We start from the raw sequence: 18657 nt of genomic DNA, 5'->3' as shown, positions 1-18657 counted from the left end.
GCCGCCCCTTTTTCGGGACTTTACTCATCCCACCATAATTTTTGATTCAGATTCTCCACCGGCGGTACATTCGCCGCGTTCCGGCTGATCTCCGTACTCGGATAGGCCACCCGCCGGATAAACGCCGGCAGCAACGCGCCCGTTGGCAGCGTGAAATTCCTGTACTGGTAATCGAACCGCCGCGCGTCCGTCCATGCTTCGGGGTGCAGGAACATGGCGATATATTTTTCCTTCATGATCAGCGCCAGCGTAATGTTCGCCTCGCCGACGGATACGGCCGGGTTGTTGATGTACGTTGTTTTCTGCGGTCCCGGAACGCCGAGCTTATCCATGTGCGCGGCAATACCGGCGAGATAGGCATCGTAGGCCTCCTTCAGCTTGTTCGACCGGAAGTTCGCTTCCGCTTCAATGAATTTGGCTTCCGCAAAAGTGGCCACCAGCACCGGCGCGCCGGGTTTGGAATAAAAGCCGGTCAGCGAAAGGTAGCTTTCCTCATCGTCCGTGCCGGTGCCTACCCTGCCCGCGCCGTTGATGGTGCCGCGGTAATCTCCAAATTGGGTAAGCGTCATCATGTAAGGCAGGCGCGGGTCTGTAACGCCGTAATCAGTGCCGTCCATCGCATCCACCAGCTGCGCGCTGATCCATCCGTCCAGCAGCAGGTTGGTGTTGTTCACAGCGGCCTGGTTCCAGGGGCTGAGGTCCGGGAAGGTTTGCACCTGCGCGTCCTGGCTGTTACCGGTATAGCTGCCGGATAACGCGGTGAGCACGTTTGTGGCGTTGTAGGCGCCTTTCCGGGAATAGTGGTTCAGCAGCCGCGCTTTGATGAGGTTCGCGGTGCGCTTCCAGGCATCCAGGTCGCCGCCGTGGATCAGGTCCTGCGAGGCTTTCAGCGTCAGCTTCGAATCCGTTTTGCTTAGTTCCGCGATACCGTCTGTCAGCAGCTGAAGCGCTGCATTGTATATTTCTTCCTGGCTGTCGTACGGCGGTGTGAGCGATTCCGGATCTGATGAGCTGGCAACGAATGCTTCACTGTAGGGAATATTGCCCCAGAGGTCCGTTGCCATTTGTAAATTGATCGCCATCAGTACCAATCCTACGCCAAGGTGCTCGCTGGAACCTTTTTCCTTCGCCTGTTCGATCATGTCGTGAATGTCCGTCATGTTATCATACAGGTAACGCCAGGTGGTATTGTAGTCCACTTCGTCATAAATATCCGAGCCGCTGGAAACGGTGGGCGAAGCAAGATGCTGCACAAAGTAGGAAGTGATATTGCCGACGCGGTAGGTGTTGTTGCCGGTGGCATAAGTGGTGGAAGCCAGCAGACCATCGATCGGCGGCTGCGCGGCCAGGTTGGGATTGGTATTGATGTCCAGGTAATCTTTACAGCCAGCCATCGCAAGCAATCCCGACAAACAGATTATATAAATGATGTTCTTTTTCATGATCAGCGTTTTTAAAACGAAACATTAAGCGAGGCCAGGTAACTTCTTACGGCGGGATAGGTAAATCCGGAAAATGCCGATGTATTGCTGCCTGCGCTGAAAGAACTGGATTCCGGATCAAAGCCGGTATATTTCGTGCTGAGCCAGAGATTGTTTCCGGTGAGCGTGATCGTCAGGTCTTTTATAAAATTGGTGCGGGACAGCAGCGAAGATGGCAGCGAGTAAGAAAGGCTTACATTCCGCAACCGCACCCATGATGCGTCTTCCACGAAATTCTCCGTTACACGGCGATAGATGTTGCGGTAATATCCTTCCGTATAGTCCCTTCCTTCATGAACAGCCTGACCGAGATAAACCGGCATGTCGTTCGGCGTACCGTCCGCGTACACGCCATTGAAAGTAGTAACGGTATTGCGGTTTTCCGTTATCTCCGAAATGCCGAAGGCGGCGAGGAAATTCGCAAACTGGTTATACTTCTTCACGCCCTGCCGCACGTCGAACATAAAAGAGAGGTTGAATTGTTTGTAGCGGAAATTGTTGGTGATGCTGCCGATCCATTTCGGCAGAGCGTTGCCGAGGTATTTCTGGCCGGCGTTGTACACCGGGAAGCCTCTCAGGGTACCGGTTTGCGCGATCAGTAAAGGTCTGCTGTGGTCAATCTCGATGCTTTCATCTTTATCCGATCCGTAATAGCGGCTGTAGTGGGAGCCGAAAATAGCGCCCATCGGGTAGCCGGGAATATATTTCTGCGTGGCGGTAGAGCCGCTGTAGCCGAAGTGCGTGTTCACCGGTATTTCGGTCAGTCCTTCACGGATGGACAACACCTTGTTCCTGTTGGCGGAGTAGTTGACTTTTACATCCCAGCTGAAATTCTTTGTGGATACCGGCGTACCGTTGAGTGACAACTCTATGCCCCGGTTCTGGATGGAACCCGCATTGGTATAAAACCGTTCGGCGCCGCTTGACCAGGGCAGGTATACGTTGATCAGCAAGCCTGTGCTTTTGGAGGTATACCAGGTGAAGTCCACCCCCACTCTATTGTTGAGGAAGCGTAATTCGGTGCCGGCTTCAAAGGTGTTGGTGAATTCCGGCTTCAGGTCGGGGTCACCCAGCAGATCATCGCGCGTCCAGCCGATCACACCGCTAAGCTGCGGGTCCAGCGGCGCATAACCGGCGCCGGTCCTGTAAGGTTGCGCATCCTTCCCTAACCTCGCCCAGGAAGCGCGCAGCTTGCCGTAATCCAGCCAGGAGGTTTTCAGGTGCTCTGAAAAGATATATCCCATGCTAACGGACGGATAAAAGAAGGAGCGGTTGGCGGCCGGTAAGGAGGATGACCAGTCGTTACGCCCGGTGAGCGAGAGATACAGCCAGTTGTCCCACGAGAGCGTCCAGTCCCCGAACAGGCCGATGATCTTGTACTCTTCCAGGTACTGGCTCGACCGTATCAGCTTGGCGTTCTGCAAAACGAACAGCGTAGGTATGTCCAGCGTATCACCGGTTACGGAGGTACGTTTCAGCCTGCTTTCATACAGGTCATGCCCGATCTTGAGGTCCGAGTGCAGCCGCGAGGTGATCTTGTTTTTGAAGTTCAGCATCAGGGTGGAGTTCAGCAACCGGCTGTTGAGCATGTGCTCATATACGAAGCCGGGGCCGTTATCATTATAGATCTGCTCATCGGGCACGCCCAGCGGCGCGGGGCCGGTATGCGTGCGGGCATCGTTATACCAGTCCGTTCCGATCCTGTAATTCACATCCAGCCAGCTGAACGGTGAATACACAAAATTTCCGCTGGCGATGATGCGGTTTACATTGTCTTTAAAGCGGTTGGTGGAGAGGGCGTAGATGGGGTTGTCCGTTTCCCCGTAAGACAGCATGGTGCCGTCCGGCTTGAGGTATTGGCGCATGTCATGCGCGGGCGCCCAGTAGGTAAGCTGTTCATTGTAGCGGTCCGCATTGGCGCGGAGGCCGCCGGAGTTGATGTAATTCAGGGAAGCGCCCATCCTGAACTTCGGGCTGAAGCGCAGCTCCCCGTTAATGCGGGCGGAGTAGTTCTTGTAATCCGAGAAGGGCATTACGCCGTCCTGGTCAAACTGCGAGAAAGACGCGGCGAACACCGCTTTTTCCGTACCGCCGCTGAGGTTGATGGAGTTGCGGTACTGGTTGCCCTGGCCGTAGCCTCTTTTATAATGATGGAAGAGTTTAGCGGGATGATCGGGGTTGATCTGGCGGGCTTCCTCCACGGTAGGCCCCCAGGTGGGCCAGAAGCTGATGGGATCGTACTCGCCTTTGTAGCCCTGGGTGTAGGTGGACTGAACGTCGGGGTATTTATTCACCTCGTCGATGCCGTATGAAGCGGTGTAGCTGACCCGCAGGCGGCCGGCCTTGCCGGATTTGGTGGTGATCACCACTGCGCCGGTAGCGGCACGCAGCCCGTACAGGGCGGTAGCGGCGCCGCCGCGCAGGATGGAAATGGACTCGATATCGTCCGGGTTAATGTCCGCGGCGCGGTTGCTCATGCCCCGGTACTGGCTGACATCGCCGGTAGAATAGGTGCTGTTGTCCATCGGGATGCCGTCGATGATGAAAAGCGGCTGCGCATTGCGGCTCGGGTCCAGCGAGTTGAGCCCGCGTATCAGGATGTTGGCGCCCTGGCCGGGAGCCCCGCCGCCGGCGGATATCTGAACGCCCGCTACTTTTCCCTGCAATGCATTCACCACATTGCTCTGCTTCGCCGTCACCAGGTCCGCCCCGCTCACTTCCTGCACCGCATACCCGAGGGCGCGCTTTTCTTTCCGGATGCCCAACGCCGTCACCACCACCCCTTCGAGATTCCGGGTGTCCGGTTCCAGTGAAATGTTCAACAGACCGGGGCCGGCGGCAGCTTCCCGGGAAAGATAACCTACATAACTGAAGATGAGTATAACATCCGGGCCGTTTACCGAAATGCGGTAATTACCGTCAACGTCTGTGGTGGTGCCGGTGGATGTGCCTTTGACCTGGACGGTCACCCCTGGCAGCGGAGCTTCATTTCCGGAGGCTGTCACTTTTCCCGAAACAGTGCGCTGCTGCGCGAACAGCAGTTGGGGTAAAAGCAGGCAGCACGTCACGGCTAAATGGTAGAACCGTTTCATGTGCGAAGATTTAGATACTTTGGTTGCGTAATCGAGGTTTCAGCCTTAATTTAACGCATCTGTACCGTACAATCTAGCACTATATTATTCCACACCAGTAACGGCTACTCCGCTCAAGATTGTCGCGCGTCGTACTTCGCTACCTTTTCTTCCATCGTTACATCGCTGTTTTTCCTTATCTGCATTTTAATGTAGACGAGTATCTGCTCCGCGCCTGCCTGCAGGCAAACTTCCTGCGTTTTTTTTACTACTTCCATCAATTCGTCATACGTTCCTTCCATCACTGTTTCAAACGGACAAACCCGGTATTTCACGCCCGAATTATGAATGACGGCAATGGCTTCGTCTACTACGGCATAAGCCCTGTCTGATGCTACCTGCGGCACGATCTGCAATGCCAGATTGATGATATGTTGATGCATGTTCTGTTATTTCTTCAATTTAACTTCATAAAGGTCATGGCGCATGTCTTTCAGCGTCTGCACGCTGCCAAAGGCATGCAGCTCTTTCAGCAGCACGAGGTCCACATCGGCTACCACGATCATTTCCGTATTAGGTGTGGCGTCTGCCTTGATGCCCGTTACCGGGAAGGCAAAATCGGAAGGCGTGAGCACGGCGGACTGCGCATATTGCAGGTCCATATTGTTCACACGGGGCAGATTGCCTACGCATCCGGCGATGGCTACGTAACACTCGTTCTCGATGGCGCGGGCCTGCGCGCAGAAGCGCACCCGGTTGTAGCCGTTCTGCGTATCCGTGAGGAACGGCACGAACAATATCTGCATGCCCTGCTGCGCCTGAAGCCGCGAAAGCTCGGGGAACTCCACATCATAGCAAACCTGTATGCCGATCTTGCCGCAATCGGTATCGAACACACGAATATCGCTGCCTCCTTTCATGCCCCAGGAGTATACTTCGCTCGGCGTGGGATGGATTTTCGTATAGTGGTCCCAGGTACCGTCCCGGCGGCAAAGGTAGCTGATGTTATAGAGCTGTTCATCTATCACGATCGGCATGCTGCCGGTGATGATGTTCACATTGTAGGAAACGGCAAAACGGGAAAATTCCTCGCGCAGCTGCTCGGTATATTTCGCCAGGCCGCGTATGGCGGCGGCGGGGTCCAGCTGGTTGAATTCCAGCATCAGCGGCGCGTTGAAGAACTCTGGAAAAACAACGAAGTCCGCTTCATAGTCGCTAACGGCATCCACAAAAAACTCCACCTGCTGCAGCAGGCCGGCCATCCCGCTGTACGTACGCATCTGCCATTGCACCAATCCGATCCTGACGGTGGATTTATTATAACGGATGGTATCCCTGTCCTTTTCATAATAAATATTGAACCATTGCAGCAGTGTCGCAAAACCCTTACTGGCGGCATCGTTCGGCAGGTAGTTACGCAAGACCTTCTTTACGATAAAGTCATTGGAAAACTGGAAGGTGAGCGTGGGATCGTAGATCTCCTTGTCATGCACCTTTTCGATGTATTCGCGCGGCGACATTTTGTCCGCATACTTTTCATAATTCGGAATGCGGCCGCCGGCCACGATGCCTTCGAGGTTGAGGTTTTCGCACAAAGCCTTCCGCGCGTCATACAACCTGCGGGCGAGGCGCTTGCCACGGTAGTCGGGGTTCACGAACACCTCTATGCCGTACAACGTGTCCCCTTTGGGGTTATGGGTGTTGAATGTATAGTAGCCGGTGATCTGCTCGTAAGTATGGTCATCGCCGAATTTCTCATAATCCACGATGATGGCCAGTGCGCATCCTACCACTTTTCCGTTCACGGTAACGGCTATCTGTCCTTCGGGGAACAGGTCTATCAGCCGCTGGATGGTGCCTTCGCGCCAGTAGCTTCCCTGCATGTCCGCATATGCAGAGACCATGGATTCTTTCAGGTCTTTATAATCCTTTTCGGTGAGGTGGCGGACTTCGATCGTTTCTTCTGCCATGTGTCTACAAAAGTTGATGCAAAGGGAAAGTTATAGTATTTTCGCCTTTCATTAAAATCCCTGCATCAATATCCCCAATATGGTCATGGAAAACAGAGATATTATCGTCATCGGGCTTCAGCCCTGGTACACAAAGATCGGCAGTAATTGCAAGAATATAGCGTTGGAATTTTCGAAACATAACCGAGTGTTGTATGTGAATGCGCCGCTGGACAGGAACACGATCCTGCGGGCGGCGCAGGACCCTGCCGTGGCGTATCATATCGCCGCCAACAAAGGGGAACAGCCGGCCCTGGTGAAAGTGCAGGATAATTTCTGGAATTATTACCCTGACAGTGTGCTGGAATCCATCAACTGGATACCTTTTACACCGCTGTTTTCGCTGCTGAACCGGCGGAACAATAAAAAATTCGCGGACAGCATCGCCAAAGCCATACAGGAATTGGATTTCAGGAACGTGATCATTTTCAACGACAATGATATGTTCCGCGGGTACTATCTCAAATCTCTCCTGAAACCGGCTGTATACGTCTATTACAGCAGGGATTACCTGCTTGGGGTGGACTACTGGCGCAGGCATGGCCAAACACTCGAGCCGCGGCATATTGCGAACGCGGATGTGGCCGTTGCCAACTCGCTATACCTTACGGATATGCTGAAGACCTACAATCCGCGTAGCCATTATGTGGGGCAAGGTTGCGACCTCCGGCTTTTTAATGCGGACGACCGGCATGACCTGCCGGCGGACCTGAACGGGCTTACGCGGCCTCTGATCGGGTATGTGGGTTCGCTGAACAGCCTGCGGCTGGATATTTCGGTACTGGAAACGATCGCAAAGGAGCGGCCTTCCTGGAATATTGTGCTGGTGGGGCCGGAAGACGAAGCGTTCCGCAGCAGCGCGCTGCATACAATGGCAAACGTGCATTTCCTCGGCAGGAAGGAGGTAAATACGCTTCCCTCCTATATCCAGGCCTTTGACGTATGCCTGAACCCGCAGCTGGTAAACCCGGTGACCGTTGGCAACTATCCGCTGAAGATAGATGAATACCTTGCCATGGGTAAACCGGTGGTGGCAACGCAAACCAAGACCATGAGCCTGTTCGCGGATTATGTGTACCTGGCGGAACGGCCGGCAGGCTATGTGCCGCTTATTGAAAAAGCATTGCAGGAAAACACACCCTCGCGGCAGGCGTCCCGTATTGCATTCGCGCGTACCCATACCTGGGAGAACTCTGTCAACGAAATCTATAAAGCTGTCCAATCATTTGAATCTGTATGAGCCTGAAAGAAAGCATCAAGCAAAATCCCCGCTTAAAAGCACTGGCATTAAAAATGCTGACACCGCCCAACCAGGCGCGCCCCCGCACCTGGGTACGCTGGCTGGTCAACCCGTTCTTTCATAAAAAAGGAAAAGGATCACTGATCCGCCGCAGAACACGGATGGACGTACTGCCGTTCAATCCCTTTGTATTGGGCAGTTACTCCACTATCGAAGATTTTTCTACGGTCAATAACGGCATGGGAGGCGTATTCATCGGAGAGCGGGTACGGGTGGGACTTGGCAATGTCCTCATCGGGCCGGTGCGCATCGGCAACAATGTAATCATAGCGCAGAACGTAGTGATATCCGGCCTTAACCATGGGTATCAGCATCCTGACATTCCCATTTCACAGCAACCCTGCACCACGGGAGAAATCACAATAGAAGATGATTGCTGGATTGGCGCCAACTGTGTGGTCACCGTCGGCGTAACGATCGGCAAACATTCGGTGATAGCCGGCGGCAGCGTTGTAACGAAAGACGTTCCGCCTTATAGTATCGCGGCAGGAAACCCCGCCCGTATTATCAAACGGTACAATGCGGCCTCCGGCGCCTGGGAAAAAGCCTGATCAGGCTAATTCTCCATTTTCACGATCTTTTCAGACCAGCGGTATCCCTTGTTTCCTTTGACTTCAACAACGTAATATCCGTTCGGCAATCCGTCGATGTTCACCATCTGCCGCAGCGGCCCGCTTTGCGGCAGCCGTAATTCTTTCACGATCTTTCCCTGAATGCTGTAGAGGTAAAGCACCAGGTTAGTATCCGCAACAGTGAAGTTTATATCAATGTAAAAGAAGCTGGTGGCCGGCACCGGGTAAACCCGTACAGAATCTTCCTTGTTTGCGGATTCCAGCACCGTTACAGTGTGTCGGGCGGTACTGGTCAGGCCGGCTTCATCCTTTACCGTCAGTTCAAAAACATATTCACCCGGTGTGATAATATTGATGATGTGGGTGGATTTCTGCGCAGGGTTTACGATAGTGGCGGTAGCAGGACCGCTGATCTGTACCCAGGTATAGGAAACAATATCGTTGTCCACTCCATGAGAACTGCTTCCGTCCGCCAGCAGGTAATCTACCGGCAGCTCGATCTCCGCCGGGCCTTGTATGGCGGCAACCGGGGGGCGGTTTTGCACCGGCTCAGGCTGCACCGTAATGGTCACCCGGTCGGAATGCGTACCCTGCTTGTTATCCGTAACAGTTAACTGGAACACATACACGCCTTCCTGCAGGCCGGACGCTGTATTAACAGCAGCATCAGCCGCGGAAAAAGTAACATTGGAAGGCCCCGAAATCCTTTGCCACAGGTAGGCCGAAATCTGCCCGTCCGGGTCGCTGGACGCGGAACCGTTCAGGGTAACCGTGGCCGTTGGTAATGTGATCGTCTGATCTTCGCCGGCCGCTGCCACCGGAAGCTGGTTCGGCACATCCTGCACTACTACCTGCACCTGGGCAGACGCGGTAGCGCCGTCATCATCTGTAACAGTCAGCGCAAATACATAGGTGCCTGCCTGCAAACCAGTAGCCGTGGTGGCTGCTTTCGCCGCGTCGGAGATATTACCTCCTGCGGGGCCGCTTACCTTGCGCCAGGCATAGGTAACAATGTTGCCATCGGGATCACTGGAATTGCTGCCATCCAGGTTGGCGGTATTATCCGGCAGCATGATCGTCACATTTTTGCCGGCGTCAGCTACGGGGAGCCTGTTGGTAGCCGGCAGCACAGTTATCTTTACTACGTCAACGGCCGTAGCACTTTTATCGTCCGTTACTTTTACTTCAAATTCATATACGCCTTCCACCAGGCCGGTGATATTCGTTTTCATCGCGGCAGCGCTCACTATCACCGCAGCCGGACCGCTTACCTTGCGCCAGGCATAAGCTATAATGGTGCCGTCCGCATCCGTTGAAGCGGATGCGTTCAGGGTAACGGTATTGTCCGGCAACGTGATAGTCACGTCCGCGCCGGCGTTTGCGACAGGCGTTTTGTTGGAGGATTTGACGGTGACTTTCACTACGTCGGTAGCGGTGGCGCCCTGGTTGTCCGTTACTTTCAGTTCAAATTCATACACACCTTCCACCAATCCGGTAACACTTATTCTCACGGCATCACTGTTCTCTATTTCCGCCGCGGGGCCGCTCACCTTGCGCCAGGCGTAAGTTTCAATGCTGCCGTCCGGATCGCTGGATGCAGAGCCGTCCAGCTCCACTTCGTTGGCCGGCAAGGTGATGGTTTTATCGCTCCCGGCGTTCGCTACCGGGTTCTCGTTCACGGGACCATCTCCTACTACCGTTACGGTTACCGTGCCGGTAACTTTACCGCCGGCATCATCTGTAGCGGTAAGCTGGAATACATAAACGCCTTCCGTAAGACCGCTCACCGCGGTCACGCTGGAGTTAGCCAGGTCGATGGCGCCGGAGGAAGGGCCGCTGATCTTCTCCCACAGGTATTCCACAATAACGCCGTCCGGGTCATAAGAGTTGGAGGAAGATAATGTGGTAGCGCTGGAAGGAAGCCTTACAGTGATGCTATTTCCCAGTGACAATACCGGTACTTTGTTGGCAGCGGCCAGTACATTCACCGAAACCCGGTCTGTACCTGTCAGGCCATTATTATCCGTTACTTTCAATTCAAAAACATAAGCGCCGGTCACCAGGCCGCTTGCTGTTGCTTTAGCGCTGGTAGCCTGGCTGATAGTACCCTGGGCGGGGCCACCCACTTTAGTCCAGCTATAACTGGCGATAGTGCCGTCCGCATCGAGGGATGCGCTGCCGTCCAGCACTACGCTGGGTATTGGCGGCGTTAATATTGTATCCTCACCTGCTACTGCTACCGGTGCAATATTTGCCGCGCCGGCATATTCAAAGGCGCCTGCGTCATATGCACCGTCTACCGGGCGAGTATTGCCGTCGTGGTCTTTGGTCAGTCCCAGGTCGCTCATACTGCGGCCGGCATTGATGGCAGGCGAGCCCTGCTTCAGCCGGAAGTTGCCGCCTTCCGGATACAGAAAGCCTGCGCCGGATGAAGTTTTATAACTGAGGTTATTCGCAAAATCAAAAAGTATCTGGTTGGTGCCCTTCACATAATACCCTTCCTGCGGAACATCCCATTGCGTACCTTCCGCGATCACGATATTATTGTAAAGCTTATGCCCTACCGTGGTAAGGTCAGCATAGATCTTGATGCCGTTCTTGCCGGTGTTGCTGATGGTATTATTATAGATATACGCGGTAGCAGGGTCGAACAGCAGCTTGTCCGCCACATTGATGCCTTCGTAAACGATATCGCTGATAACGTTGTTGTACACATGGCTGACGCCGGAACCGAATATCTCGATGCCGGAGTTATACCCTTTGGAAATATTGTTGTTATAGATCTTCAGCTTGCTGCCGCCGCCGCACAGGATACCATAGCCCTGCGCACTGTTACGGGCGAGGCCGTAATTATGGATAAGGTTGTTATGTACCAGGTTCTCCCCGTTCCTTGCCATCGCGATCTGGATGGCGTCCCAACCCATGTCCGCCATGTCGTTGTTATACACCTGCAGGTTTTCCACGAGGTGGGATTTCATGCCGGTGCAATTGCCGGCATCCCAGAGGTAGTGCGAGTTGCCGATATAAAAACCTTCCCATGCGGCCCTTCTGCACAGCAGGTCGTGGATCTTTACGTTTTTCATGGTAAAGGCGCCGTCCAGCCATTCCGGGTGATCGCAGTTCTGCAGGGTCTTTGCCTGCACGAACATGCTCGCGTCGTGAACGTAGGCGTGATGCACATCAAAATCGGTAGACCCCGCGCTGAAGATCATGCCATACATTTTGATGCCGTCTTTATTGGTGCCGTTGATATCAAAACCGTACTTCAATCCGGGCTGCCCGTCACCTTCAATCTTGAAATACTTGCAATCAGAGAGGATGAATGCCGCAATGGTGGTGGTACTGTTTACACCCAACCGCACCAGGCCACCACAGTTTTTTATAATGACCGGTTTTTCCGCCGTTCCCGCGATCTTCGCGAAGCGGATGAAATCGTAATCGCCGGCGGGGATGCACAGGGTATCACCGGGTTGAACGTTCAGCGCCGTCATCACGTTATCGTAGTACATTCTGCGTCCGTCCGTAACAGGCACCGTGATGCGTTTATTGGTGCTGACCGGCGGCGTTGGCGGTGGTGTGGAGGTTTCTCCGTCTGTAAAGGCGAGCGTGCCGTCAGTTTTCCGGTAATACTGCAGGAACCATTCGTACATGTTCAGGCCGGTTTCCTCATCCCTGAAATTCGGATCGGAAGTTTTCGTCCATGCGTCATGGCCAGACACCGGGAAGATGGTCAGCTTCGCCAGCGGATTGGGAGCAGGCACTACGGCATTGATATCGCGTACCCAGTTCTTCGAGTTATTGACCGTCACCGTACCATCTCCCTCATTATGGGTAGCCCATACCGGCATGTTGATGGAAGCCAGGTTAACGGGCAGCTGTGTTTTGGAAGCATCGTAGTAAGCACCGCACACGATCACCGCACCGGCGAACCCCTTCGCTCTGTCTACTACCTGGGAAACCGTATTCCATGCTACTCCTCCCCCCATGCTCAGACCGGTGAGATAACACCGGCTTTCATCAATGCGGTAGGCAGTTTTAACGTAGTCCAGCAATGCATACACATCATTGGCGCTTGGCCATTCCTTGAACTGCGGCGTTACCACTATAAAGGAATATTCCTTGCCTTTTACAGTAAAGGAAGCAGGAAATTTACCATCTTTTATAACACGGGGAACACCATTTTTCAGCACTACATCGGTCAGCTGCGTTGCGTTCGCTCCGGCCAGCTCCCCCACGCCATGCAGTGAAATGATCAACGGAAACTTTTTGTCCGCGTCTGATGCATATATTGCTGGCAGGGAAACATAATAGCCGGTAAACTTGGTGAACTTATAAGTCCCTCCCGTAGGAAGAGATTGCGCCTGATGTTGTTGCGCATGTACCGTGAAGAAGTTAAATAACAGTGCAAATATCCAAAGCGTACATTTTACACTATTATCATTGAATCTGGTTTCTTTCATTGCAATTTTCGAAGGTTTTTCGTTATATGGTATCTTATCTGGTCAAAGCCAGGGTCACTAAGGCATAGGACCGATCAATTTTCTGCATTAAAAATAATTTTTTTTAATTATAAATAGGAAAAAAAATGTATATATATTAAAATCCGAAATAAGGTATAAATATTTTAAATGTATAATCAATATAAAATCAATTATTAATATAACTTTTTTTGAGGAAAATCAATTTTCCTTAATAAATACATAACTTGCGCCCGGATTACATAACATTATTGATAACTGCGTGTCTTTTTCTTCGGCAAGCCTATGATTTCAAAGCTTTTAGCGGTATTCAGGAGCAAGCAGTTCCATTCATTGTTAGGCAACCTTGTTACCGCTTCCCTGAATGTGCTTTCCTTCGCTCTGCTGGTCCGTCTTCTTTCGCTGGAGGACTTCGGCGCATGGGTTATTTTCATCACCACTTATAACATCCTGGACCAGGTACGGACCGGGTTGTTGCAATCCGGCGTTGTTAAATTCTACACCGGTGTGGATGTTATCAAAGCGCGGCAGGTGGCCGGCGCGGGCTGGTATATTTCATTGATACTCACTGTTGGTTATATTTTTCTTTCCGCTATCGCGTATTTCGCGGCTTACCAGTATGTAGACGAAACCTGGCATCTTTTCCTCGCCTGGATCGGGGCGGTTACTTTATTTTCCCTGCCGATGAATTTTGCGACCTGGGTATTGCAGGCGGAGTACCGGTTTGACAAAATCGTATGGATCAGGGTGGCGCAGAATGGCTCCTACCTGTTGCTGATCATCATTTTATGGATCACGGACCTGGTTTCTTTGCGTAACGTACTGATCGTTTACAGCGCTTCCTTCGTGATCGCCAGTGTGTATTGCATGTTGAAGCGATGGACGGGCATCCGGTCCATTGCGTTCCATACCCGGCAGCAGGCGCTGGAACTGTACCGTTTCGGAAGGATGATCATTGGCAGCAATGTGTCTTCATCACTGATCAGCTATACCAATAACATGGTGATACTTACGATGCTTGGCCAGGCGCAGGTAGCGCTTTTCAGCATCCCGCAGAAATTCATAGAAGTGATCGAGATAGTGCTGCGCAGCTTTGTAGCTACCGCGCAGCCCACGTTGTCCGCCGCAGTGAACCGGGGCGACAAAGCAGCCGTGGCGGCCGCTTATTGCAAGTACACCGGTACCGTGACGCTGCTGGTGGTTCCCGCGATCATTGGCATGCTGCTGTTAACAGAGCCGCTGATCATGATCCTCGCAAGTAAAGAATACCTGGGCGCCTCGGCGGTAGTGCGGATCGTGCTGGCCTGCGCGATCTTATGGCCGATCGACCGGTTCAACGGCGTTACGCTGGACATGCTGGGCATGCCCGGCATCAATTTTTTCAAGAACATTTCCAAAGCGGTGCTGAATGTATTCCTGGCAGTGGGGTTTGTATGGCTTTTCCCTGATATCCGGGCGGTGGCTTTTGCGATCGTGGGAAATGTGTTATACGCGGTAATACTGGGACATTATATCCTGCGCAAACATCTGGATGTGCCGCTCGGGATGATCTGGCAGTCCGGATGGACTGAACTGAAACGCCTGCAGCAAACTTTTCTGGGCGGGAAAAAATCGTCAGCGGACGCTTAACCGGCGATAGACTTCTTCGATCTTCCGGGTCATGTTACCTACATTATAGGTTTTGCGGATCGTATCTTTTGCCTGCTGCTGCAATCTTGCACGCAGGGCGTTATCATTTGCCAGCCTCACCAGCGCGGAGGCAAGCGCTCCGGCGTCCCTGGCCGGCACCAGCAACCCGTTACTTTCATGCTGCACCGCTTCCCGTGTACCGTCTACATCACTGGCGATCACCGCTTTTCCCATGGCCATTGCTTCCAGTACGCCGATCGGAAACCCTTCCCAAAGCGACGGCAGGCAATAGATATCCGCTGCATTCAACACCGCGGGAACATCCTGCCGGAAATTATCAAATATCACTTTACCGGTAAGCCCCAGCCTGGCAGCCGTTTCCATAGCTTCCTGCTTGAGGTCGCCTTCCCCCACCATCAATAACTTCAGCGCCGGTACCTGTTGCTGCGCCTGCGCAAAAGCCTGTATCATGCTGATAGGGTCTTTCTGCAAGGTGATCCTTACAACATATGCGATCACGATGTCTTCCGCAGAAAAGCCGTACCGTGCGCGTACATCGGGATAAGCGGCATCGGGATTGAATTTCTCCAGGTTCACACCGTTATGGATAACGGTTGCATCAAACTTGCCGAATGCCTTTTCTCCTGTATGGCGGTTGGATTCAGACACACAGATGTTCACGTCCGCGCGGCGGGTGATGAATTTCTCCGCGGCGATGCGCAGCCTACGGGACACCGGGTGTAATCCTTCATGGAAAGACCAGCCGTGAATGGTATAAATAACAGGCAGTTTCAATCTCCGCGCAGCCCAGAGCACATTGCTGTTCGCGCGCGTACCATGCACGTGCACCAGATCGATCCTGTTCTCTTTCATATAAGTTTTCACCTGCTTCCACACCTTGAAATCGAAAGGCTTTTCACTGTGTATCACATCTGCCTGCACGCCTATCTTTTCCAGGGCATGTATCATCGGGCCATCGGTAAACGAAAGCACTACCGGCTCAAAGGCCGTTCTGTCCATTGTGCCCACGAGGTCCAGCACATGGCTTTCCCCCCCTCCGATCCTGCCTTGCCGGATGGTTTCCAGCACTCTTATCTTTTTGTTGGATGACATTTTATAAATTCCAGCGGATACCCCGCCAGAAGGCTTTCAGGTGAACAGTTTCCCTTTTCAGCAAATACTGCAGGGTGTTTTTGGGTATCGCAAAAATAGAAAAGTAGCACATAAAGAGGAACCGCGCGGGCAATGCAATATTCCGCCGCATGAACAGCAGCCTGTTCCTGGTGAGGTAATAGGTCTTCATCGGGCTGCTCTTACCGGTGGTCATGGATTCCTTGTGATAGATCAAAGACTTGTACTGGTAATATATTTTGTACCCTTTCCGCCGGAACTGCTCACACCAGTCCAGCTCCTCATAATACAGAAAATAAACCTCCGGCATCAGCCCTGTTTTTTCCAGTGCTGTACGCGGCACCATCATGGCGGCGCCATGCCCGTAGGGGGTTTCGGCCACCGCGTCATGTTGCCCTTGGTCCACTTCCCGGCTGCCGATCATGGTGTTCCGGCCTGTCAGCCTGTTTACGGCATGATACCCGGCGTACTGTATCGTATCTTTTTGGAAAAAGTAGCGGATCTTGGGGCTGGCCATGCCTGCGTCCGGGAACGCGGCGAATATTTCCAGCAGGCCCTCTACAAGTCCGTCGGTAAATTCTGTGTCGTTATTAACGAAGAAGAGATATTCTCCGGTGGCCGCCTGGATGCCCAGGTTGTTGCCGCCCGCAAAACCAAGATTTTCCTGGCTGCGGACCACCCGTACTTCCGGCATGGCAGCTTGCAGTAATAGCGTAGGATCTTCGGAAGACGCATTATCCACCACGATCATTTCAATGGCGGGATAGCTGTTCTCCCGAACGGAAGCCAGCAGCTCCGCCGTTACAGCCGCGTTATTGAAGTTCACCGCGATCACGGATACCAGCGGCGTTACAGTATTATTTCCTGGCTGCATCTAACAAGGGATTATTGATACCGGTCTTGGTATGCCTGGTATGAATAAACGTTTTATTGGCGCCTTTCATCCTGAACAGCAGCATCACCATGATGAACATGGCTTTGGGCAAGCTGATCAATGCCCGGAGCATATACTTGCGGAAAAACACGGCCGGGATGGGCAGCAGCAGGCTAATGCAATTCAGTGCAAACAGCACGGCCCACCAGCTGAATGGAATAGTTACCAGGGATGAAGGGAGTACCAGCGCGATCAGTGTAAACAGGATCATGGATGCCATCAGCAGCATGCGGGGCATCATCAGGTTCTGGCATACGGCCATGTTGAAATAATCCACATTTCCTTTGAACAGTTGCCGCCAGCCTTCGCTCCAGAATTTGCGGAGGTAAACGATCTGGCTGCTCAGCCATCTGCGGCGCTGGTTGGAAAAGTCTCCGGAGTTCTCCACTTTCTCATCGAAGATCAGGGCATCTTCCAGGTAAACGATCTTTTGACCGTGTGCGATCAGGCGAAGCTGCAGCACTTTGTCGAATCCCCCGATGGCCTGTATCTCCTGCATCACCGTTTTGATCAATGGAAAATGAAAGGCCATGCCTGAGCCGATCACGGAAGATGAAAGCCCGATGGCATTGGCGCCTTTACGGTAGAGATGATTGCCGATGATCTCGTTCGCGGTATCGAGTATCGCAAAAGGAGTGTCCAGGTTCTTTGCCACGCGCTGCGTCTGGATGGCCTGCGCCCCGTTCAGGTAAGCGCTGTTCACCTTCAGCAGGAAGTCAGTTTCCACCACATTGTCCGCATCAGCGATCACGGCGATATCATATTCATCCGGCAGCTGGCGGAACGCTTCATTCAGGGAACGCGCCTTGGTGCTTTTATCAAAAACCACCGGAATCACCTTGGTGTTGGTTTCGCGGAGTGCGGAAAGGGTTTCCGGCTGCAGCGAGTCCGCGATCACGATCACATCATAATGACTTTTCGGATAATTCAGACCGGTGTAGCTGGTGGCGGTAGACAGAATAACGCCGTCTTCCTTGTAAGCCGGCACCAGTATGGCGATCCGGTTATATCTCGCGGGGTCCTGTACAGCTGGCTGCCTGCGTGGCGTGAAACGCCCTGCCACAGAGAGCACAAAATTATAAACAATGCAGCCGGCGAGGTAGGTGTAAATCGGTATGTCAATAAGAATCATTATACATTGTCTTTTTGTATGAGCGCACGCGGCGTGTTCACGATCAGCCACATGTCATACGTAAAGGAGTTTTTATAAGCATAATCGATATCCAGGTTGATCCTTTCTTCCACAGACATCTCTTTCTTGCCGCGTTTGCTGATCTGCCACAGGCCGGTGATGCCGGCGGGCGCCAGGAAACGTTCCACCCAGTTGTCCGTAGTAAGGGATTGGGCCTCGTACAACGGCAGCGGGCGGTTACCCACGAGCGACATGTCGCCCTTCAGCACGTTGAAAAGTTGCGGGATCTCGTCCAGGCTCGTGTTCCGGAGGAAGTTACCCAGCTTTGTGATACGGGGGTCGTTGGATACCTTATAGAACACCGGCCCTTTGTCGTCCGTATCATACTGGTTCAGGTGCTTGAGCTGCTGCAGTTGCTTGTCCGCATCCGGCACCATCGTTCTGAACTTATAGAACTTGAATACTTTATAATTCCGGCCGGCGCGCGGGGAAGCATAAAATATTGGGCCTTTGGATTCCAGGCGGATCAGCGCGGCTATAACGAGCATAACCGGCGATGCGATCAGCAGCCCTGTACCGGCGGCGATAATATCCAGCGAGCGTTTGAAGAAATTATTCAGATGTGAACCGCTATAATGAATGTGCTCAACAGAAATATTATTGGCACCGTTCATCTTGAGCGATTTTACACGGCTCACGAAATTGATCTTGGTATACAAACCTGCGTTCAGGCTTGCCCTGTTCAGAATATCATCTACGATCGTAAAACGCCGGGCCTGTTTCTTCACCAGTTCGGAAACCTCCTCCGCATAGAGAAAGAACGGAATGGAAGCAAATTCAGGGTGCGCTTCAAAATACTTCGTCCAGTTAGCGCACTCTCCCGCGCTGTCGTTGCCATGCGGAATAATAATAGCGGCCGG

At 52.8% G+C, this 18657-nt stretch carries 12 protein-coding genes; 3 read left to right on the top strand and 9 right to left on the bottom strand.

The window, feature by feature from the left end; all coding sequences use genetic code 11:
• Window positions 1-20 precede the first annotated feature (20 nt).
• From CCY01nite_RS23445 to CCY01nite_RS23430, 4 genes are all read right to left on the bottom strand, one after another.
• Window positions 21-1442 (bottom strand): SusD/RagB family nutrient-binding outer membrane lipoprotein, encoded by a 1422-nt coding sequence (locus CCY01nite_RS23445; RefSeq protein WP_146866873.1) that lies wholly within the window; start codon window positions 1440-1442, stop codon window positions 21-23.
• A gap of 11 nt (window positions 1443-1453) precedes the next feature.
• Window positions 1454-4573 carry a SusC/RagA family TonB-linked outer membrane protein gene (locus CCY01nite_RS23440; protein ID WP_146866871.1) on the bottom strand — a complete coding sequence of 1040 codons (3120 nt, stop codon included), beginning with the start codon at window positions 4571-4573 and terminating at the stop codon, window positions 1454-1456.
• A 113-nt stretch (window positions 4574-4686) separates the two neighbouring features.
• The gene (locus CCY01nite_RS23435; RefSeq protein ID WP_146866869.1) at window positions 4687-4995 is read right to left on the bottom strand and encodes a thiamine-binding protein; all 309 of its coding nucleotides are present in this window, start codon (window positions 4993-4995) and stop codon (window positions 4687-4689) included.
• 6 nt (window positions 4996-5001) lie between these two features.
• On the bottom strand, window positions 5002-6522 hold the full coding sequence (locus tag CCY01nite_RS23430; RefSeq protein WP_146866867.1) for a bifunctional GNAT family N-acetyltransferase/carbon-nitrogen hydrolase family protein: 1521 nt from the start codon (window positions 6520-6522) through the stop codon (window positions 5002-5004).
• A gap of 85 nt (window positions 6523-6607) precedes the next feature.
• Between CCY01nite_RS23430 and CCY01nite_RS23425 the strand changes: the two genes are divergently transcribed.
• Together CCY01nite_RS23425 and CCY01nite_RS23420 are read left to right on the top strand one after the other, a co-directional pair.
• A complete protein-coding gene (locus CCY01nite_RS23425; RefSeq protein WP_146866865.1) occupies window positions 6608-7801 on the top strand; it encodes a glycosyltransferase in 1194 nt (397 codons plus the stop codon).
• Window positions 7798-8412: an acyltransferase gene (locus tag CCY01nite_RS23420; RefSeq protein ID WP_146866863.1), complete on the top strand. Its 615-nt coding sequence runs from the start codon at window positions 7798-7800 to the stop codon at window positions 8410-8412. The genes CCY01nite_RS23425 and CCY01nite_RS23420 overlap by 4 nt, the downstream gene beginning before the upstream one ends.
• A 5-nt stretch (window positions 8413-8417) precedes the next feature.
• Here the strand turns inward: CCY01nite_RS23420 and CCY01nite_RS23415 are convergent, their stop codons facing one another.
• Window positions 8418-12893 (bottom strand): PKD domain-containing protein, encoded by a 4476-nt coding sequence (locus CCY01nite_RS23415; protein WP_146866861.1) that lies wholly within the window; start codon window positions 12891-12893, stop codon window positions 8418-8420.
• 303 nt (window positions 12894-13196) lie between these two features.
• Between CCY01nite_RS23415 and CCY01nite_RS23410 the strand changes: the two genes are divergently transcribed.
• Window positions 13197-14540 (top strand): lipopolysaccharide biosynthesis protein, encoded by a 1344-nt coding sequence (locus CCY01nite_RS23410; RefSeq protein ID WP_146866859.1) that lies wholly within the window; start codon window positions 13197-13199, stop codon window positions 14538-14540.
• Here the strand turns inward: CCY01nite_RS23410 and CCY01nite_RS23405 are convergent.
• From CCY01nite_RS23405 to CCY01nite_RS27165, 4 genes are read right to left on the bottom strand one after another with little or no spacing between them, the layout of a single operon-like run.
• On the bottom strand, window positions 14526-15653 hold the full coding sequence (locus CCY01nite_RS23405; RefSeq protein WP_146866858.1) for a glycosyltransferase: 1128 nt from the start codon (window positions 15651-15653) through the stop codon (window positions 14526-14528). The two genes, CCY01nite_RS23410 and CCY01nite_RS23405, sit on opposite strands and share 15 nt — an antisense overlap.
• Before the next feature lies 1 nt (window position 15654).
• The gene (locus CCY01nite_RS23400) at window positions 15655-16545 is read right to left on the bottom strand and encodes a glycosyltransferase family 2 protein (RefSeq protein WP_146866856.1); all 891 of its coding nucleotides are present in this window, start codon (window positions 16543-16545) and stop codon (window positions 15655-15657) included.
• Window positions 16529-17737: a glycosyltransferase family 2 protein gene (locus tag CCY01nite_RS23395; protein WP_146866854.1), complete on the bottom strand. Its 1209-nt coding sequence runs from the start codon at window positions 17735-17737 to the stop codon at window positions 16529-16531. Before CCY01nite_RS23395 ends, CCY01nite_RS23400 begins: the two co-directional genes overlap by 17 nt.
• A complete protein-coding gene (locus CCY01nite_RS27165) occupies window positions 17737-18411 on the bottom strand; it encodes a sugar transferase (protein WP_443092685.1) in 675 nt (224 codons plus the stop codon). Before CCY01nite_RS27165 ends, CCY01nite_RS23395 begins: the two co-directional genes overlap by 1 nt.
• Between the last annotated feature and the right edge of the window lie 246 nt (window positions 18412-18657).

Source organism: Chitinophaga cymbidii (assembly GCF_007992715.1).
GTDB classification, from domain to species: Bacteria; Bacteroidota; Bacteroidia; order Chitinophagales; family Chitinophagaceae; genus Chitinophaga; species Chitinophaga cymbidii.
The sequence above is the reverse complement of the archived record's forward strand: the minus strand, read 5'-3'. Positions and strand labels throughout refer to the sequence as shown.